14 protein-coding genes are annotated in these 15755 nt (G+C 52.7%); 5 read left to right on the forward strand and 9 right to left on the reverse strand.

Features of this window, described 5'->3' with window-relative positions:
* Positions 1-6: 6 nt before the first annotated feature.
* Positions 7-963 (reverse strand): NAD-dependent epimerase/dehydratase family protein, encoded by a 957-nt coding sequence (locus WKI47_RS20990; protein ID WP_340229143.1) that lies wholly within the window; start codon positions 961-963, stop codon positions 7-9.
* Positions 960-1436: a MerR family transcriptional regulator gene (locus WKI47_RS20995; protein ID WP_340229144.1), complete on the reverse strand. Its 477-nt coding sequence runs from the start codon at positions 1434-1436 to the stop codon at positions 960-962. The genes WKI47_RS20990 and WKI47_RS20995 overlap by 4 nt, the downstream gene beginning before the upstream one ends.
* Positions 1437-1833: 397 nt before the next feature.
* Between WKI47_RS20995 and WKI47_RS21000 the strand changes: the two genes are divergently transcribed.
* On the forward strand, positions 1834-2628 hold the full coding sequence (locus tag WKI47_RS21000) for a MerR family transcriptional regulator (protein ID WP_340229145.1): 795 nt from the start codon (positions 1834-1836) through the stop codon (positions 2626-2628).
* On the forward strand, positions 2615-3118 hold the full coding sequence (locus tag WKI47_RS21005; protein WP_340229146.1) for a hypothetical protein: 504 nt from the start codon (positions 2615-2617) through the stop codon (positions 3116-3118). Before WKI47_RS21000 ends, WKI47_RS21005 begins: the two co-directional genes overlap by 14 nt.
* A 307-nt stretch (positions 3119-3425) precedes the next feature.
* Here WKI47_RS21005 and WKI47_RS21010 read toward each other — a convergent pair whose 3' ends face one another.
* Positions 3426-5861, reverse strand: a complete 2436-nt coding sequence (locus tag WKI47_RS21010) for a GH36-type glycosyl hydrolase domain-containing protein (protein ID WP_340229147.1) — start codon at positions 5859-5861, stop codon at positions 3426-3428.
* 430 nt (positions 5862-6291) lie between these two features.
* Positions 6292-7020: a hypothetical protein gene (locus WKI47_RS21015; RefSeq protein WP_340229148.1), complete on the reverse strand. Its 729-nt coding sequence runs from the start codon at positions 7018-7020 to the stop codon at positions 6292-6294.
* Between the two features lie 147 nt (positions 7021-7167).
* Between WKI47_RS21015 and WKI47_RS21020 the strand changes: the two genes are divergently transcribed.
* Positions 7168-7959 (forward strand): DUF3891 family protein, encoded by a 792-nt coding sequence (locus tag WKI47_RS21020; RefSeq protein ID WP_340229149.1) that lies wholly within the window; start codon positions 7168-7170, stop codon positions 7957-7959.
* A gap of 96 nt (positions 7960-8055) precedes the next feature.
* On the opposite strand, the gene WKI47_RS21025 is transcribed toward WKI47_RS21020, so the two are convergent.
* The 5 genes from WKI47_RS21025 to WKI47_RS21045 form a co-directional block, all read right to left on the reverse strand.
* Positions 8056-8637, reverse strand: coding sequence for a hypothetical protein (locus tag WKI47_RS21025; protein WP_340229150.1), 582 nt, complete (start codon positions 8635-8637; stop codon positions 8056-8058).
* 66 nt (positions 8638-8703) lie between these two features.
* Positions 8704-9558 (reverse strand): WYL domain-containing protein, encoded by an 855-nt coding sequence (locus WKI47_RS21030; protein WP_340229151.1) that lies wholly within the window; start codon positions 9556-9558, stop codon positions 8704-8706.
* Complete coding sequence (locus WKI47_RS21035; RefSeq protein ID WP_340229152.1) at positions 9551-10837, reverse strand: helix-turn-helix transcriptional regulator; 1287 nt, start codon at positions 10835-10837, stop codon at positions 9551-9553. Before WKI47_RS21035 ends, WKI47_RS21030 begins: the two co-directional genes overlap by 8 nt.
* A 237-nt stretch (positions 10838-11074) precedes the next feature.
* Entirely contained in the window at positions 11075-11677 is a 603-nt protein-coding gene (locus WKI47_RS21040; RefSeq protein WP_340229153.1) for a PBECR4 domain-containing protein, read from the reverse strand.
* Between the two features lie 290 nt (positions 11678-11967).
* On the reverse strand, positions 11968-12348 hold the full coding sequence (locus WKI47_RS21045) for a hypothetical protein (RefSeq protein WP_340229154.1): 381 nt from the start codon (positions 12346-12348) through the stop codon (positions 11968-11970).
* Between the two features lie 605 nt (positions 12349-12953).
* Between WKI47_RS21045 and WKI47_RS21050 the strand changes: the two genes are divergently transcribed.
* On the forward strand, positions 12954-14477 hold the full coding sequence (locus tag WKI47_RS21050) for a TROVE domain-containing protein (protein ID WP_340229155.1): 1524 nt from the start codon (positions 12954-12956) through the stop codon (positions 14475-14477).
* Positions 14474-15700: an RtcB family protein gene (locus WKI47_RS21055; protein ID WP_340229156.1), complete on the forward strand. Its 1227-nt coding sequence runs from the start codon at positions 14474-14476 to the stop codon at positions 15698-15700. The genes WKI47_RS21050 and WKI47_RS21055 overlap by 4 nt, the downstream gene beginning before the upstream one ends.
* Positions 15701-15755: the final 55 nt, after the last annotated feature.

The following is a 15755-nucleotide window of genomic DNA, read 5'->3' on the forward strand; positions in this document are numbered from 1 at the left end:
TGCAAGTTACTTTTCGAACCAGCCGTTTTGCACCATGTAGCCGACGCTTTCCTGCACCGTTTCCAGCAGCGTGTGTCTAGGCGCGTATCCGATTAGCCGTTTTCCTTTTTCGATACTGAAATGGCCGCTTCGGGCGATATGATGGTAGCTGCCGTCGATCAACTCTTGCTCGCCGGTATGCCGACACCATTCGGTCCACGGCAGCAGCTTGATCCGTTCTTCCTGACCGAACCAGCGATACATGGCTTGCGCGTAACCGAGCAGCGTGATCGATTCGTTGCCGACCGCATGGAAGCTTTCGCCCAGAGCCGACTGACGATGAGTAATCGCGTTGAAAAAGACCTGAGCGACGTCGTCGGCGTGCACATGGTGCAGCGTTTCCATTCCGAAGTTGGGCAGCACGATTTCTTCGCCGCGCCGGATTTTGCCGAACGTGCGATGATCCGCGTTGGCCGTAGGGGTGATGATCGCCCAACCCGGTCCCGAAATTTGCCCCGGCATCACTACCGTTTCCGGGAAGCTTTCCAGGCGATGCAGCCGGTGCAGATACTCTTCGCTGTGCGCTTTTTGGCGTCCGTATTCATCCAGCGGGAACTTCGGTTGGTCTTCGAGCATCGGCAGGCGGGTGGCTTGACCGTGTGCCCAGATCGACGAGCAGAACAGATAATGGGACAGGTTCGTATGTTGGAGCGCCTGCGTCATGGTTTTTGTATCCTCTAGCGAAAAGTTGATCAGATCGACTACGATATCCGCGTTCAATCCGGCTATTTTTTGCTCGAACGCGCCTTTGTCTTCTTGTTCGCGATCAAGCACGACCGATTGCACTTCGCGCCAGATGGGGTCCGCGGTATACGGTTTGCTTTTGCCGCGAGAGATATTGACGACCTGATGCCCCGCGTAGATCAATTTGGGAATCAGGTAACTTCCGATATGTCCCGAACCTCCGATGACGACTGTTTTCATTTTAATTCCTCCTTGTTTATGTTTTTCTGTTCGCTTTCCGTCCGATCGACGATTCTGCCGAGCACCATATCCGCTTCGGGAGCGTTGGGATCTCGATGCACGGCTTCCGTTTTTGCTTTGACAGCTTCGGTGTAGTAGTTATGTTTGAACTCGATACATTCTTTATACAGCAAAAGTTGGGCAATCTGCAGATCGACGGCCTTTTTCCGTTCTTCGAATAACGCCAGACGTTGCCCCAGCGAAGCATCGCCTTCTTTGGTCCATTCGATAAAGCTGCGAATCTCGCCGATCGACATTCCCGTATTTTTAAGGCAATCGATCACTCGCAAAAATTCAAGATCCGATTCTTCGAACAGCCGAACGCCGTTTGCCGAACGCTTCACAAAAGGCAATAACCCTTCGCGGTCGTAATAACGCAGCGCGAACGTTGAAACATTCATTTTTTTGGCAACTTGTCCGATCGTGTAGCTCATGGCTTTCCTCGCTTTCCTGGAGATAGCGTGCGCGTGTCCGCAAGCCCAGTACCATGACCGCTTAATATGTAAGTTTACGCTCCTCGAAAACCCGCTTGAACCGTGCATGTTTCCGACGAACGTAAACTTTAAATTTGATGCGGTCAAGGTACTAGTATCTTGTCTCGAATTAATGTAGGGTTACACTTTCCTGAAACGTACTAGAACCATGCACGTTTCAGGAAAGCGCAAACCCCGGATTAAAGCAAGACAAGCTACTAGTATAGAGGTTACAGCGCGGTGTAAGGCAAGTTTGTTTTTAAGCCAAAATGCGGAATTTTCTCGACGGTTTCGAAAAAAACGATTGACCGTAACGTATACGTTATTGTTTAGACTGAAAACGAAAGGAGCGGCAAACATGATTCGGATCGGAGAGTTGGCGCGCAAAGCAGGGGTTAGCAAAAGAACGTTACATTATTACGAACAGATCGGGCTGTTGAAGCCGACCTTGATCTCGGAGAACGGTTATCGGCATTACGACGAACAAGCCGTGTTCCGGTTGCAAAAAATAATGTTGCTCAAGTCGATCGGCTATACGCTGCAACAAATCAAAACGCTGCTTCACACGCAAAAAGACGACGGCGAACATCAGGATTGGCTGCATTCGCTGCACGAACAAATCAATTTGTTGGAAACGAAAAAAGAAGAATTAAGCCGCAAACAATATTATCTGCGGTCGGCGGTCGATGTTCTTCGTCTTCGCGGCATGGGCGGCATGAACGATTTGTTGAAGGTGATCGAAGATATGAACGAGCGTCCTCTGGTCGAAGGCGTCGTGCCGGCCGAATTCGGTAACGGTAGGGCGGCTTCGCGACATGAAAAAGAAATTTTGGCGAACCTTCCGGTATGGGGCAGCGGCGACGAGCGTCTGGAACAACTGACGCTTCTGCTGGAGCAGGCCGCGCAGATGATGCCTCGATCGTCTCCGCATTCCGCCGAAGCCCAAAGTCTTGCCGCACAGTTGCATGCAAAAGCGTTGGCATTGTTCGAAGGCGACGAGAACGTTATGGACACGTATTGGTCATGGATCACGCCCCGGGAAGGCCAAGAGCCTGCGGTTATCGGGTTGCCAAGCGAATTGATGGCTTACGTAGAGCAGATAATCGACCTTTACCGAAAACAAAAAGAAGGTGGAAAAGATGACAACCCGTAGACAAACAACGAAGACGGAACAAGCTATTGCCTGGCTGACCCTCTCATTGATTCTGCTGCTTCTTCCGGCTTGCGCAGCTTGGGAAAGCACAAGCGAAACCGAAACCGTATCAGCACCGGCGCAGCAGCAGGAAACCGACCAGAATCGCAACGATCAACATATCGCCGCACACGACGTTATCGAAGTCGAAGTGATCGTCGAAAGCGACAGCGATTCGGCTTCGCACTTCAAAGCGGAAATCAACGCACGCAAAAATCCGCAAAGCGCCTCATACGACACCATCGACCTGCCTTACCGTCAAACGTTCGAGGTCAGCAAAAACGCCTTTATCCCGCTTCCATCCGTCCGGCTTCAAGCCGACGCCGCCGAAAACGCCGATTGGATCAGCTGCACGATCCTTTACGACGGCGAAGAAGTCGCTACCCACTTATCCCGCGGCAACGCCGCACAGGCTGTGTGCGAAAAAAACTTCCATCTAGGCCCGGGCTGATCTTGAGCCCGGATTCATTTCCAAACTCTCATCCCCTCTTTTTAAAATAAAAAAAGACCGCTGCGATAGCGATCTTTTTGTCGAGAAACTCCAACGTAGCTGGAAGCGAGAAGACGGAGAGAAAAATTCAGTGAAAGACGCCTTTGAACTCGGAAAATTCCTTATTCAAATTCCATCCATTTTCCGAGTGAGACAGCGAATTGAACTGAATTTCTCTCGGAGTCTTCTCGCTTCCCGCACCAACGTAACTTTCTCGACTGTCTAAAGAACGCTAACAAAGCGGTCTTTTAGCAAATTTTAAAAAACGTCAACCCAATACCACTACAACCTCATGGCTCGTCCCCGCCTCGAACACCGGCAGCACATTGCCTTCCACCGTTTCCCCGTCCACGGTCACGGACTTCACGCCTTTCGAGACGTGATGCGGATTGCGAATCTCGATCTTGTACTCCGCGCCGCGGAACGAACGCGAAACGCTGTAACCGTCCCACGCTTGCGGGATACACGGATCGACGCGCAGACCGTCGTAATCCGGCTGGATACCGAGGATCGCTTGCGTGATCGCGACGTAGTTCCAGGCCGCCGTGCCGGTGAGCCAGGAATTTTTCGCTTCGCCTTCGCGCACGGCGTCGCGGCCCGCGATCATTTGCGAGTACACGTAAGGCTCCATGCGATGCACTTCGCTGATGTCTTCCAAATAAGCCGGAGCGATCTTGGCGTACGTCTCGAACGCGCGGTCGCCGCGTCCGATCACCGTCTCGGCGATCGTCACCCACGGGTTGTTGTGGCAGAAGATACCGGCGTTTTCTTTGTAGCCCGGCGGGTAGGTCGAAATTTCGCCGAGGTTCAGATAATACTTCGAATAAGCCGGTTGTTGGAGCATGATGCCGTAATCCGTTTCCAGACGGTCGCGGACGGAGTTGAGCGCTTTTTCCGCCAAGCCTTCTTCGACGCCGATACCGGCCATCACGCAGAAGCCTTGCGGTTCGATAAAGATCTGGCCTTCTTCGTTCTCATGGCTGCCGATCTTTTCGCCGTGGTAATCGTAAGCGCGCAGGAACCAGTCGCCGTCGAAGCCGTGCTCGATGGTAATTTTGCGCATATTTTCGATTTCGCGTTCAGCGCGTGCCGCTTCGTCTTCAAGCCCGCGTCTGCGCGCAAGTTCCGCGTAATCCGGTCCGGCGAACACGAACAATCCGGCGATAAACACGGACTCCGCCGTTTTCCCGTCCAGGTTCGTGGTCGTCTGGAACGATTCGCCCGGCTCATTCGAGAAGCAGTTCAGGTTGAGGCAGTCGTTCCAGTCGGCGCGTCCGATCAGCGGCAGGCCATGCGGACCAAGGTTATTCGTGACATGGTCGAACGAACGCTTTAAATGCTCGAACAGCGTCGCGCTGCCTTGCCGTCCGCTGTCGAACGGCACGTCCTCGTCGAGAATACCGTAGTCGCCCGTTTCTTTGATATAAGCGGCCGTACCGGTAATGAGCCACAGCGGATCGTCGTTAAAGCCGCTGCCGACTTCGTTGTTGCCCTGTTTGGTCAGCGGTTGATACTGGTGGTACGCGCCGCCGTCGTCGAACTGCGTGGACGCGATATCGATGATCCGTTCGCGGGCGCGGTCCGGAATCTGATGCACAAAGCCGAGCAGATCCTGGTTGGAGTCGCGGAAGCCCATGCCCCGGCCGATGCCGGATTCGAAATACGACGCCGAACGCGACATATTGAACGTGACCATGCACTGATACGGGTTCCAGATATTAACCATCCGGCTGAGCTTGTCGTCGCTGCTTTGAATCGAGTATTTGCCCAGCAATCCGTCCCAATAAGCGGCCAGATCGGCTAGCGCGGAGTCGACCTGCGCGTCTGTCGCGAAAGCTTCGATCATGGCTTTGGCCGGCTTTTTGTTGATGACGTTCAGGCTTTCCCATTTCTCTTCCTGCGGGTTCTCGACATAGCCGAGCATGAAGATCAGGGATTGTTCTTCGCCCGGAGCGAGTTCGAGATTGATGCCGTGCGACGCGATCGGGGACCAGCCGCTGGCGACGGAGTTGCCGGACTTGCCTTCCGAAGCAACCTGCGGCGTATCGAGTCCGTTGAACGCGCCGAGGAACGTATCGCGATCGGTGTCGAAGCCGTCGATTTGGCGGTTGACAGAGTAGTAGGCGTAATGGTTGCGGCGCTCGCGGTATTCCGTTTTATGATAAATGACGGAGTCTTCGATCTCGACTTCGCCGATGCTCAGATTCCGTTGGAAGTTGGTCATATCGTCATGCGCGTTCCACAGACAAAATTCCAGATAAGAAAACAACGAAACCCTTTTCGGAGAATCGCTGACGTTGCTGACTTTTACACGATACACTTCGGCGTTGAATCCGAGCGGCACGAAAGCCAACTGGTTGACCCGCAGACCGTTCCGTTCGCCGGTAATCGAAGTGTAACCGAGACCGTGGCGGCATTCGTAAAATTCGAGATCGCGCTTGACCGGCATCCAGCCCGGCGTCCAGTAATCGCCTTCGTCATGCACATAGAAATAACGGCCGCCGTTGTCGAGCGGAACGTTGTTGTACCGGTAGCGGGTCAGACGTCTCAGTCTGGCATCGCGGTAAAACGAATAACCGCCCGCCGTGTTGGAGATCAGGCCGAAGAATTGTTCATTCCCCAGATAGTTGATCCACGGGTAAGGCGTTTTAGGCGTTTGAATGACGTATTCCTTGTTAGCGTCGTCGAAGTAACCGAATTTCATCGTGTGAACTCCTCTCAAATAAACCCTCGATTGGTCATAAACAACTAGAGTATAATAGGGATGTAAGCGGTTTACAATAGGGCGCGTACAAATGACATGAAATGTTCGGAAATCGTTTTCGGAAAAAGTTGCGTGGGAGCGGGACGCGAGAAGACTGCGAGAAAAATTCAGTTCAGTTCGCTGTCTCACTCGGAAAATGGATAGGATTTGAATTAAGGAGTTTTCCGAGTTCAAAGGCGGGAACATCGCGCTGGATGTTCCCGCAGGCTTTCTTCGAAATCCTGTATTTCACTGGATTTTTCTCTCCGTCTTCTCGCTTCCAGCTACGGTCGGCTTTTTTGGAACGATAGTAAAGGGAGTGGCGAAAAAGGGATAGACCCAAATCAGGCAGATCGGGACGGAGTAGATCAAGGCAAAATCAATTCGTCTTTTAGTTTCCCCACACGCGCTCGCGTTTACCGTCGTTCATCGTTAATTTCATCGAGCCGGACTCAAGCGGATTGTTCCATGTCAAGTTGCTCGTGATATCGGCTAATTCGGGAACCTGTTGAGTGAAATGAGTCCCGATCACTTCGATGCTGCGCGTCCCGATACGCTTGTTTTCCAGCGGGATATCGAGCGTATAGGTGCCTCGGGTCGGCAGCTCGATATCAAAAGCAAGCGTAGATTGAAGATCGATCGGTTGGCTGCCCCGGTTACTCACCACGAAGGAGCAATTGCCGGAGGCTACTCCCGCTTCAAGGTTAACAGTACAAGCCGTTTGCTTCTGATCGACGGCTACTGCATATACACCTGGAGGAATGGTGGCCTGATAGCCGAGCAGAGCCGTTTTTCCCAGCATAGGCAGCAGCCACAATAACGCAATACAGAAAATAATACGGTGACGATCAAGCGAGTCCCAGATCAGATACAAAGCCCAAAACGCGAAGCCGGTGAAAATGAAGTTGGCGTACATGATACTGCCGTTTCCCGGGATCGGAATAGTCAGAGGCAAACGGATGAGCAGCAGCGCCTCCTCGTACAGCGGTCTGACTCCGGGATATCGAATCGACAGAAACGTAAGGATAGCGGTTAGGATCATGGCTTTTCGGAAACGCTTGGGATCACGTATCCACGGAGCTGCTTTGGGAGACGTGCGAGCAGCAGAATCAAGGTTCATATCAAGTCTCCTTTCCCGATAATCATTGCAGTTTATAAACGTTCGGGCTAAGCTATTCGTTACGGCTAAGTCAAAATTCGGGTAATAACCATCATAGCCAGAGAAAAAGCAATGCGGCGCAAGCCGAGAAGAATGGGGGATTTATCAATGATTATACGTGAAACGGAAACAGCATTCGTCCTTGTCAAACAGCATGACCATGCCGCGTTTTCGGGAGAAACGGCCGCGCAATTTCAGGATCGGTTTTATATGATGGAGAGGGTGGAAGAATCGCCGGGAATGCCTGCGGTCACGAAAGAAGCGATCGTGTTCGGCGTGACCGAGCATGACCGGGGCTGGATTCGGCCCGACGATACGCCGGTGTGGGACGACCATCTGCATGCGCCGTATTCGTTCAACGAATATCCGCTGCTGCCGAAAGTCACCTTTTACCGCATGGGAATCGACGAATTGGAAGAAAAGCATCCGTACGCCGCCCTGCTCAGCAGTCTGTATTACAGCGTATTCGAGGATTTGCAGACGTCCGAGCGCGAAGATTGCATCGCGTTCGTGCATAACGAAGAAGAACGTCAGCAGCGGATTAGTCAAAAGTATACGGGCGTGCAGCAGGAAACGCTGGTATTGCACCGCCAGATTTTGCAAACCTGCGACGGATTATCGTTGTACGTATGCTTGAACGCGCCAGGAATAGGCAAAGAAGACGAACATCCGTGGTTCAAAGACGGCATTCCAGGCTCCGAGCCGTTTGGCGGCGGCGGATTGTTGCAGTTGAGCTGGGCGGACGAGAAGACGGTCAAAGCCGATCCTTCGCCTTTTGTCGGAGAGTTCGTCGCCACGCTGCGCGAAAAGCATGTGCCGAAATCGCGGATCGCGGAAGTCGGCATCGCGCAAGCGTACGAAGAAACGGAATGGACGGAGCGGGAGATTACATTCGTTTGAGCGTTCGTGACGAAAATGGATTTTTGAATAGCCAAAAGACGCCTCGCGCAATCGTTGCGCAGGCGTCTTTTCACGAGTTGGGCCGTTTCCGGTCTATTATTTTTCTTCAAAGGTCACATAAATCTGCACGTCCGAACTTCGAATCACCGGCAGAGTCTCCGCGTATTGAATCCCCAGAAAATCCAGTTTTTCGCTCCAAGCCGTCCGCTCCGCATCATCGAACGCGTCTCCGTAACGATCCAGCACATAGGTCAGCGTATAGATATCGATCAACGCCTTGCTGTTCTCCATTTTCGACCAGGTAGCGGGCAGCACGATTTCTCCTTGTTTAGCCGCAATCTTTTTACCGGAAAAGTTGAGAATGGCCGTCTTGCCTTTGTTCACGATAGATACGGTTTTGGCGGCCGCGTTCCATCGGATGGCTTCGACTTGTCCGCCGAACAGGTCTTTGACCGGGATATAACGGCTATCGTACGATGTGGCTTTCTGTGCTTCTTCCGGCGTAAAATCGCTTCCCAGCCGATGCAGCTTAATACTGTCGACATCCGTGAAATAGGCGATTTCGGCACGCGTTCGAAGCGAAGCTTCGGCGTGGGCACGATCGTAAGGGAGTCCAGTCAACAGAAGCGCCAACGCGGCAGCGACAAGAAACGGCTTTTTGATCCGGGAAACGTTCATCTGCAAGCTCCTTTCGTGATAGACCTACAGAGGATAAACGTATAGACTTCCGATTATGTTTGGCAATCAGCCCGGAATCTTTGTTTCTTCATTGTTAGCTGTGCCTGCTGCTTCCTCGGCTTCTACGCCATACAAAGCCAAAGCTTTCCTCGCCGTTTCCCGCATGCGGTATTTGAGGTAACGTCCCTCGACAACGCGAACCCGCTTGCCCAGAAAACGCAGCTTGGTCAGCACGAATTGCCCTTCGCTGTCGGTAAACGTCAGATGGATGCGGTACGTCCGTTCTTCTTCGTCGTATTCGACGCGTTTGTCAAAGCAGGAAAAAGCATGCAGAATCCGTGTCAACTCGGCGTTGAATATACGAATGACCTCAACTACGGCTTCATGACGGGGCGCTTCGAACAGCTTTTGCGCGCGCGTCATCTGTTCTTCGTAATACGTACGCGATCTGCGCGACTGCTCGACCGACAATATATGGCATAGCCGCGTATGCAGAATCGAGCGCGTCGACGAATTGTACCAGTGCAGATACCATTCGCGTTTGACCATCGAATACTCCAGCTTGTAAGGAATGCCGGGTTGCGGATCATTCAGCTTGCCTTTTTTGGTGCGGCATTGGATGGTCATTCCTTGACGGTTGCGCATGATCCGGCGGATCGGAGACAGCAGGGGATGCACGATCTGCGTTTCAAGGCTGCCGGCTTTTTGCTCCAGTCCATCCAGCAGATTCGACATTTCCTCGTCCAGCACGCATTCTTGCAGCTTGGCAATCGTACGCGGTTCCAAAGCTTCAAGCGCCGCCGGATGCTCCAGCATCGACTTCAGCCAGGAGCGTTCCTGCGACGTAAGCGTGTAAACGCCCGTTTCTTCCAGTCGCGAGGAGAGCTGGTAGTTGAATATTTTTTCAAACGGATTATTCATAGTAGTCTCCGATCTCCTTCCATTCGTCGATAAACGATTGTCTCAGATCCGCGGGAGCCAGCACTTCGCAACTTGATCCGAACCCTCGCAGCCACGGCCGGATTTCCGTCACGCCGTTGACCTGAATCTCATAGATAAAGAACTCTTCGTTCTCTTCCACGATCTCTCCCCACTGGCCTTGCAGCCGCACGCGTTCCGCGATGAAGTCGGCTTGTCCGCGAGGACGGTAAAACTTGGCGCGTACCGTGACGGTATCGCCCGTGTCGATCAGCCAACTGTAACGCATCCGCTCGTTGAGCTGCTGCTTTTTAAGCGCGAAATATTCTTCCGGCGCTTCCTGATCTTCCGCAATATCGATCATGCCCTCCATGCGGAATTTGACGAACCGGCCTTTGGCGGCGGCGCCGATCAGATACCATCTGCCGTATTGGTGATCGTAAACGACCTTCAGAGGCAGCGTCGTCTCGCGGCGAACCTCCGTTTCACGGCCGAATAACGGATTGGTTTCTTTGGCCGAATAGCTTTTCCGGTTTTTCGGCGAAAAGTATTGGAAAGAGATGCGTTTGCGCAGATGGATCGTCCGCAGCAGCGTGTAGAGATGGGCTTCGTCCAGAATACGCGCGTCGTAATGATATTTATAGGAAAAGGGTTCCAACAAACCGTCGTCCCATTCGTGCTCGGGAACAGTGGATTTGAGCGCTTTTTTGAGGTTGTCGCGCAGCAAATAGCCTTGAACGGACGGAATCTGCGTGTTGGCCATGATATCGACGAACTCGTAGAGATCGACCAGTTCTTTTTGCGACAGGCATTCAGTCAAGTCGTTGTTTAGCACGTACCGATACGGCCGCCCGCCCGGTTCGCGCCGTACGACGCCGATCTCTTCCAGGTATCGCAGGTCGGAACGGACCGTTTTCTCGTCCGGCATGGCGGCATCCAGCGGCAGGCGTTCGCAGCAGGCGTCGAGCAGCTCGGCTGCGGTCTGCGGCGTGCCTTTGAGCGCGGTGAGGATCAGCGGCAGCCGGCGGCTTTCCGATTCCTTCATCGACTTGGCGCGATACAGGAATAGAAGCACCGGCTCGGCCGAATCGGCGTAACCGTAGCGGAACAGGTCGGCAAAGTCCGCGTCGCCGCTGATTTCGCGCAGTTTGCGGACCGTTTTGTCGAAGGTATGTACCGAGATGCCGAGGCGTCCCGCGAACTGCTGCCGATCGTAACCGCCTCCGGTCAGGGCAAGCAGGCGCAGGAACTGGATCTCTTTGTCGAAACTTTCTTTAGCCATGGGTCTTTCCTCCGTTTCTCGTCACTCTCCATTGTAGACAGTGGGAGTGGGTTTGTAAAAATCCGGGTGTTGCGGGTACGGATATTTTAAGCGGAAAGGGAGGAAGGCGGAAAGGGCGGAAGTATGGCGAACGGACATATCGCCTTGCATACTTCGCGCCTAGGCGGAAAGTATGGCGAACGGACATATTGCCTTGCATACTTCGCGCTTAGGCGGAAAGTATGGCGAGAGGGCTTTTTATCGAAAAAAGTATGTATGAGTTTCTTGATAGAGAATGAAATCTTGATGTTCGCAATATTTGAATATTTCTTTGTCGTCGAGAACTTCGTAAACGCAGTGAACCGGATATCCTGCGCCAATCGTGTTTGATTTGCTTGATTTTAAATTAAGTAACGATTTTGGAGCAAAGCATCCATCGTTTATCTGAGTAAGAGCTATACAAAAGATTGCTTTACTTGTACGAATTGCTGCATCGTATTCTAATTTTAAATATGTACCATTACCCAAAATTCTCAAGTTACAAGTTAAGATTTGATCCAGAGATGGAACGACTTCTAGCTTTTGATCTGTGGTACCGTCCGCTTTTTTCTTTATCCCTTCAGGAGATAGCTTATTCTTTTTCAACGCGCTATAGATCGAGGCAGAATTAAACTCTCGATTTGTTTTTGGATCTATATATTTTACTCCGAAAAAATGAGCAAAGTTTGCTTTTCCGGACTTTAGAATTAATTCGTGGTACTTTCCTTCTTTTTTATATACATAGTGAATCTCTTTATTTAGAAGCTTATCGTAGTGATGCTGTGCGGTTTTTAGAAATGAGATCGTTTTTTTAGTCTCCATGCTTCCTCCGAAATCATAAAGAAAGGGAAGAAGGTAGATCCCCTTCTTCCCTTTCGAGAGTATAAATGAATTAGGTTTTTATGTTGCTTGCCAACGCCTGGCACCCGAAGTCCAGGAAGAGTATCAGATTTTTACGTTGCCTGCCAACTGCCAGCACCCGAAGTCTGGTAAGAGTATCAAGTTTTTATGGTGCCTAATCACCATTGTTACACTTAATATTATACGTTAAAGTGCAGGGCATGGTCAAGAAATCAGATTCCTAAATATACACAAAAAAACTCCAATCCCTATCAACGCTGCGGATAAATCAGAACATGATCTTCCCCGTACTTAAGATAGACGCGGTCGACTTGCGAGAAGTCATCGTTTTGAATCGAAATATCGAAATCACCAGTCGGATGCTTTTTCGTGACTGTTCCGCCTTGCAGCGTGACATACAGATTGCTGCCTTCCTGTTCGTATTCGCAACCCCGATAGCTGAACGCACTGGCCAACAGCGTTCCGCTAAGCTTTAACGTATTTGGCGTCAATTCGATCAGGTTAAACGCGATTGCTTCTCTCGATAGCTCGGATTTGTTCATGCCCAGCACCGACGGAAACACCAAAATGCCGCTCAGAATCACAGCAAGGAGAATCGCGGCTGTCCAGATGAACCGTTTCTTTTTGACCATGATGTGCACACCCCTCTATTGAAGATCGCCCTTTAAGATCGCATCACTATTTTTTAAACGCAATCCGATGAAATTAAGTTATTGTCGTAAAAAATAATAAACGATCCCCGTACTTTTGCTGTTTGCCATACTTTCGCCCTGTTGCCGTCCCCTCCGCCATGCGAAGATGAAACCAGGCAAACGAGAGCGTCAAAGCCAAACGGCCTTGAGCGTGATCTCTATTGTCCGAGGCGCCAGGAAGGGTTACTTCGACTTCTAATCGGCAGGTCGCCGGTTCGAATCCGGCTTCCGTCATACGCGGCGGAATAGCTCAGCGGACAGAGCAGCAACGTTCCTTTCCACCACTTTCCTCGGACTTGCCTGTCACCGTAAAAACTGCACACGAAACGTCGGCGAGGCGCGGGAGAGGATTCCTTCGACCCTAAACGAGCAAAAAACGGCAGCAAAAGGTTTCGAGCCCTTTTCATCTTCTCCGTTTTTCTTCGCCGGCGATCCGTGTCAGTCCTTAAAATGCTGCTTAAACGCAAGAAGTTCATGAATGCAGTCGCGCGAAGACATGAACGTTTCGCGTGTGAGCAGCACAACATCCGAAGGAGGTCATCGACATGAGTCGTGCCGTGCAACGTTTTACGCAATCCCTGTTCAATGCCGAAGGGTATCGCGCCCACAACCGAAGTTTCGAAGAAGAATATATGCAGATGCTGCTGACGAATACGCTCGGCAATACTTTTTACGCGGATGCCCACGATCTGCTGGCCCAAGCCGCCGACACGCACGAAGCGATGGTCGAGCTGAATCCGGAATTTATGGCGAAAGCGCTGGTTTTTGCCCGTCAAAAAGGCTTTATGCGTTTGCAGCCGGTCTACGGGTTGGCGGTGCTGTCGAAAGCGCGTCCCGACTTATTCGCCAAAGTATTCGCGCACGTCGTGTTGATTCCGCCCGACCTGTCCGACTTCCTGACGATCCTGCGCGGCATGGGACGGGGTCAGGGAGGCCGTGCGGTCAAGCGCCAGATCGCGGCTTTCCTGCAAAAAACGTCGGAATATTGGGCGATCAAATACGGCGGCCGCGGTCGGGGGTATAATCTGGGAGACGCGATCGCGACGGCGCATCCGGTTCCGATCGACGAACGCCAGCAAGCGCTGTTCCGTTACCTGCGGGGCCATGAGACGACGCTCGACGGTCTGCCGCAGATCCAAGCCGTCGAACAGTTGAAAAAAGCCACCAAAGACAAAACGCGCATCCGTCTGATCCGTGAAGGCAAATTGCCGTACGAAACGGTGACGGGAGCGATCAAGACCGATAAAAAGATCTGGGAAGCGTTGCTGTACCAGATGCCTTTATTCGCGCTGCTGCGCCATTTGAACACGTTCGAGCGCGAAGGGCTGTTGGAGCGTCCGCAGCATCTGCGTTACGTGGTCGAGCGTCTGAACGATGCCGAAGCGCTGCGCAAATCGAAGATTTTACCGCTGCGTTTCGCTACGGCTTACGGTCAGGTGAAGCATCCGGTCATCAAGGAAGCGTTGGCGGAAGCGGTCGATCTGACGTTTGCCAATCTGCCGAATTTGCCGGGACGCACCGCGATCCTGCTCGATATTTCGGGTTCGATGGAAGGCGACTATTTGCGGACGGGTTCCGTTTTCGCTTTGGCTTTGTATAAAAAGACGGGTGGACGCTCGATTTTTCTCACATTCGACCACGAGGTGCATGATCCGCAGCCTTCGCGCAACGCGGGCATCATGGGACAGGCATCGCGGATCAAAGCCCGAGGCGGAACGGATACGGGACTGCCGGTGCGGCGTCTGACCGAACTGCGCGAGAACGTGGATCAGATCGTGATTGTGACGGATGAGCAGCAGAACGAGGGCAGTCCTTTTTACACCGAGCTTCAACGTTACCGGGCCAAAATCAACCAGCACGCCAAAGCGTTCGTCGTCGATCTGTCGCCGTATCGCGGAGCGATGGTGCCGAAGGAAGATCTGAACACGCATTATGTCTACGGTTGGAGCGATCAGGTACTGTCTTACATTTCGGCGGCGGCGCGCGGCTTCGATTCGATGAGCGCCCATGTGGCGAAGATGGATCTGGATCGGTTGTCGGATGATCAAGAAGGGAATGAAAAGTTATGAGTTACGAAACGATAGATCAAGTACGCGTATGGGGAAAAGTGGACGAAAGCGCGTTAAAACAGGCTCAGACGTGCGCGAATCACGGCAATGTGGTGCAAGCGCTGCTGATGGCCGATCATCATAAAGGCTACAGCCAGCCGATCGGCGGCGTGATCGCGTACGAAGGACAGATCTCCCCGAGCGGCGTCGGTTACGATATCGGTTGCGGCAACAAAGCGGTCCGCACCAATCTGATGGTCGAAGACGTGAAGCCGCGCATCAAGGCCATCATGGACGAGATCGCCCGCAAAGTCGAGTTCGGCGTCGGACGCGTCAATCAAACGAAAGTGGATCACGAGCTGTTCGACGATCCCGATTGGTCGGTGTACCGGCAGATCGGCGGAAACGTGCATGACAAGTTGAAAAAGTTGGCCCGCGACCAGCTCGGCACCGTCGGCAGCGGCAACCATTACGTCGATATTTTCGAAGAGCCGTCGACGGGGCGCATCTGGGTCGGCAACCATTTCGGCAGCCGGGGCTTCGGCCACAAAACGGCGAGCGGCTTTCTCAATCTGGCGGCAGGCCGCGACTTCTTGGGCAAAGCGCCGGGCGAAAGCATGGATCAGCCGCCGGTATTGTTCGATCTGCACAGCGAGACGGGCGACCTGTATTACCGCGCGATGAAGCTGGCCGGACGTTACGCATATGCGGGACGGGATTACGTGATCGGGCAGGTGCTGGACATTTTGGGAGCGACAAGCGATTTCGAGGTGCATAACCATCACAACTTCGCTTGGCAAGAAAAGCACGAAGGCAAAGACTGCATCGTCGTGCGCAAAGGAGCGACGCCTTCGGCCCCGGGACAGCTCGGTTTTATCGGCGGGAGCATGGCGGATATTTCGGTGATCGTGCGCGGGAAAAACACGGCAGAGAACGGAGAATCCTTTTACAGCACGGTGCATGGAGCAGGCCGCATCATGAGCCGAACGCAGGCTGCGGGCAAAATGAACTGGAAAACGCGGGTGCGGATCGGTGGCGAGATTACCGAAGAACGCATGATGAACGCGGTCAATCAGTTCGACGTGGAGCTGCGGGGCGCGGGGACGGACGAAAGTCCTTTTGTCTACCGGAAGCTTCAGGAGGTGTTGGACGCGCATTCGGAAACGATCGACGTGCTGCATACGTTGAAGCCGATCGGCGTCGCCATGGCGGGGGCGAACGAGTTCGATCCGTATAAAGATTAAAGCGAAGCGGACGAACGCAGCGAGACGAACAAAGCGCAAATGTAGCTCCGGGGAA

This window comes from Saccharibacillus sacchari (assembly GCF_037722395.1).
Classification (GTDB): Bacteria; Bacillota; Bacilli; order Paenibacillales; family Paenibacillaceae; genus Saccharibacillus; species Saccharibacillus sacchari_A.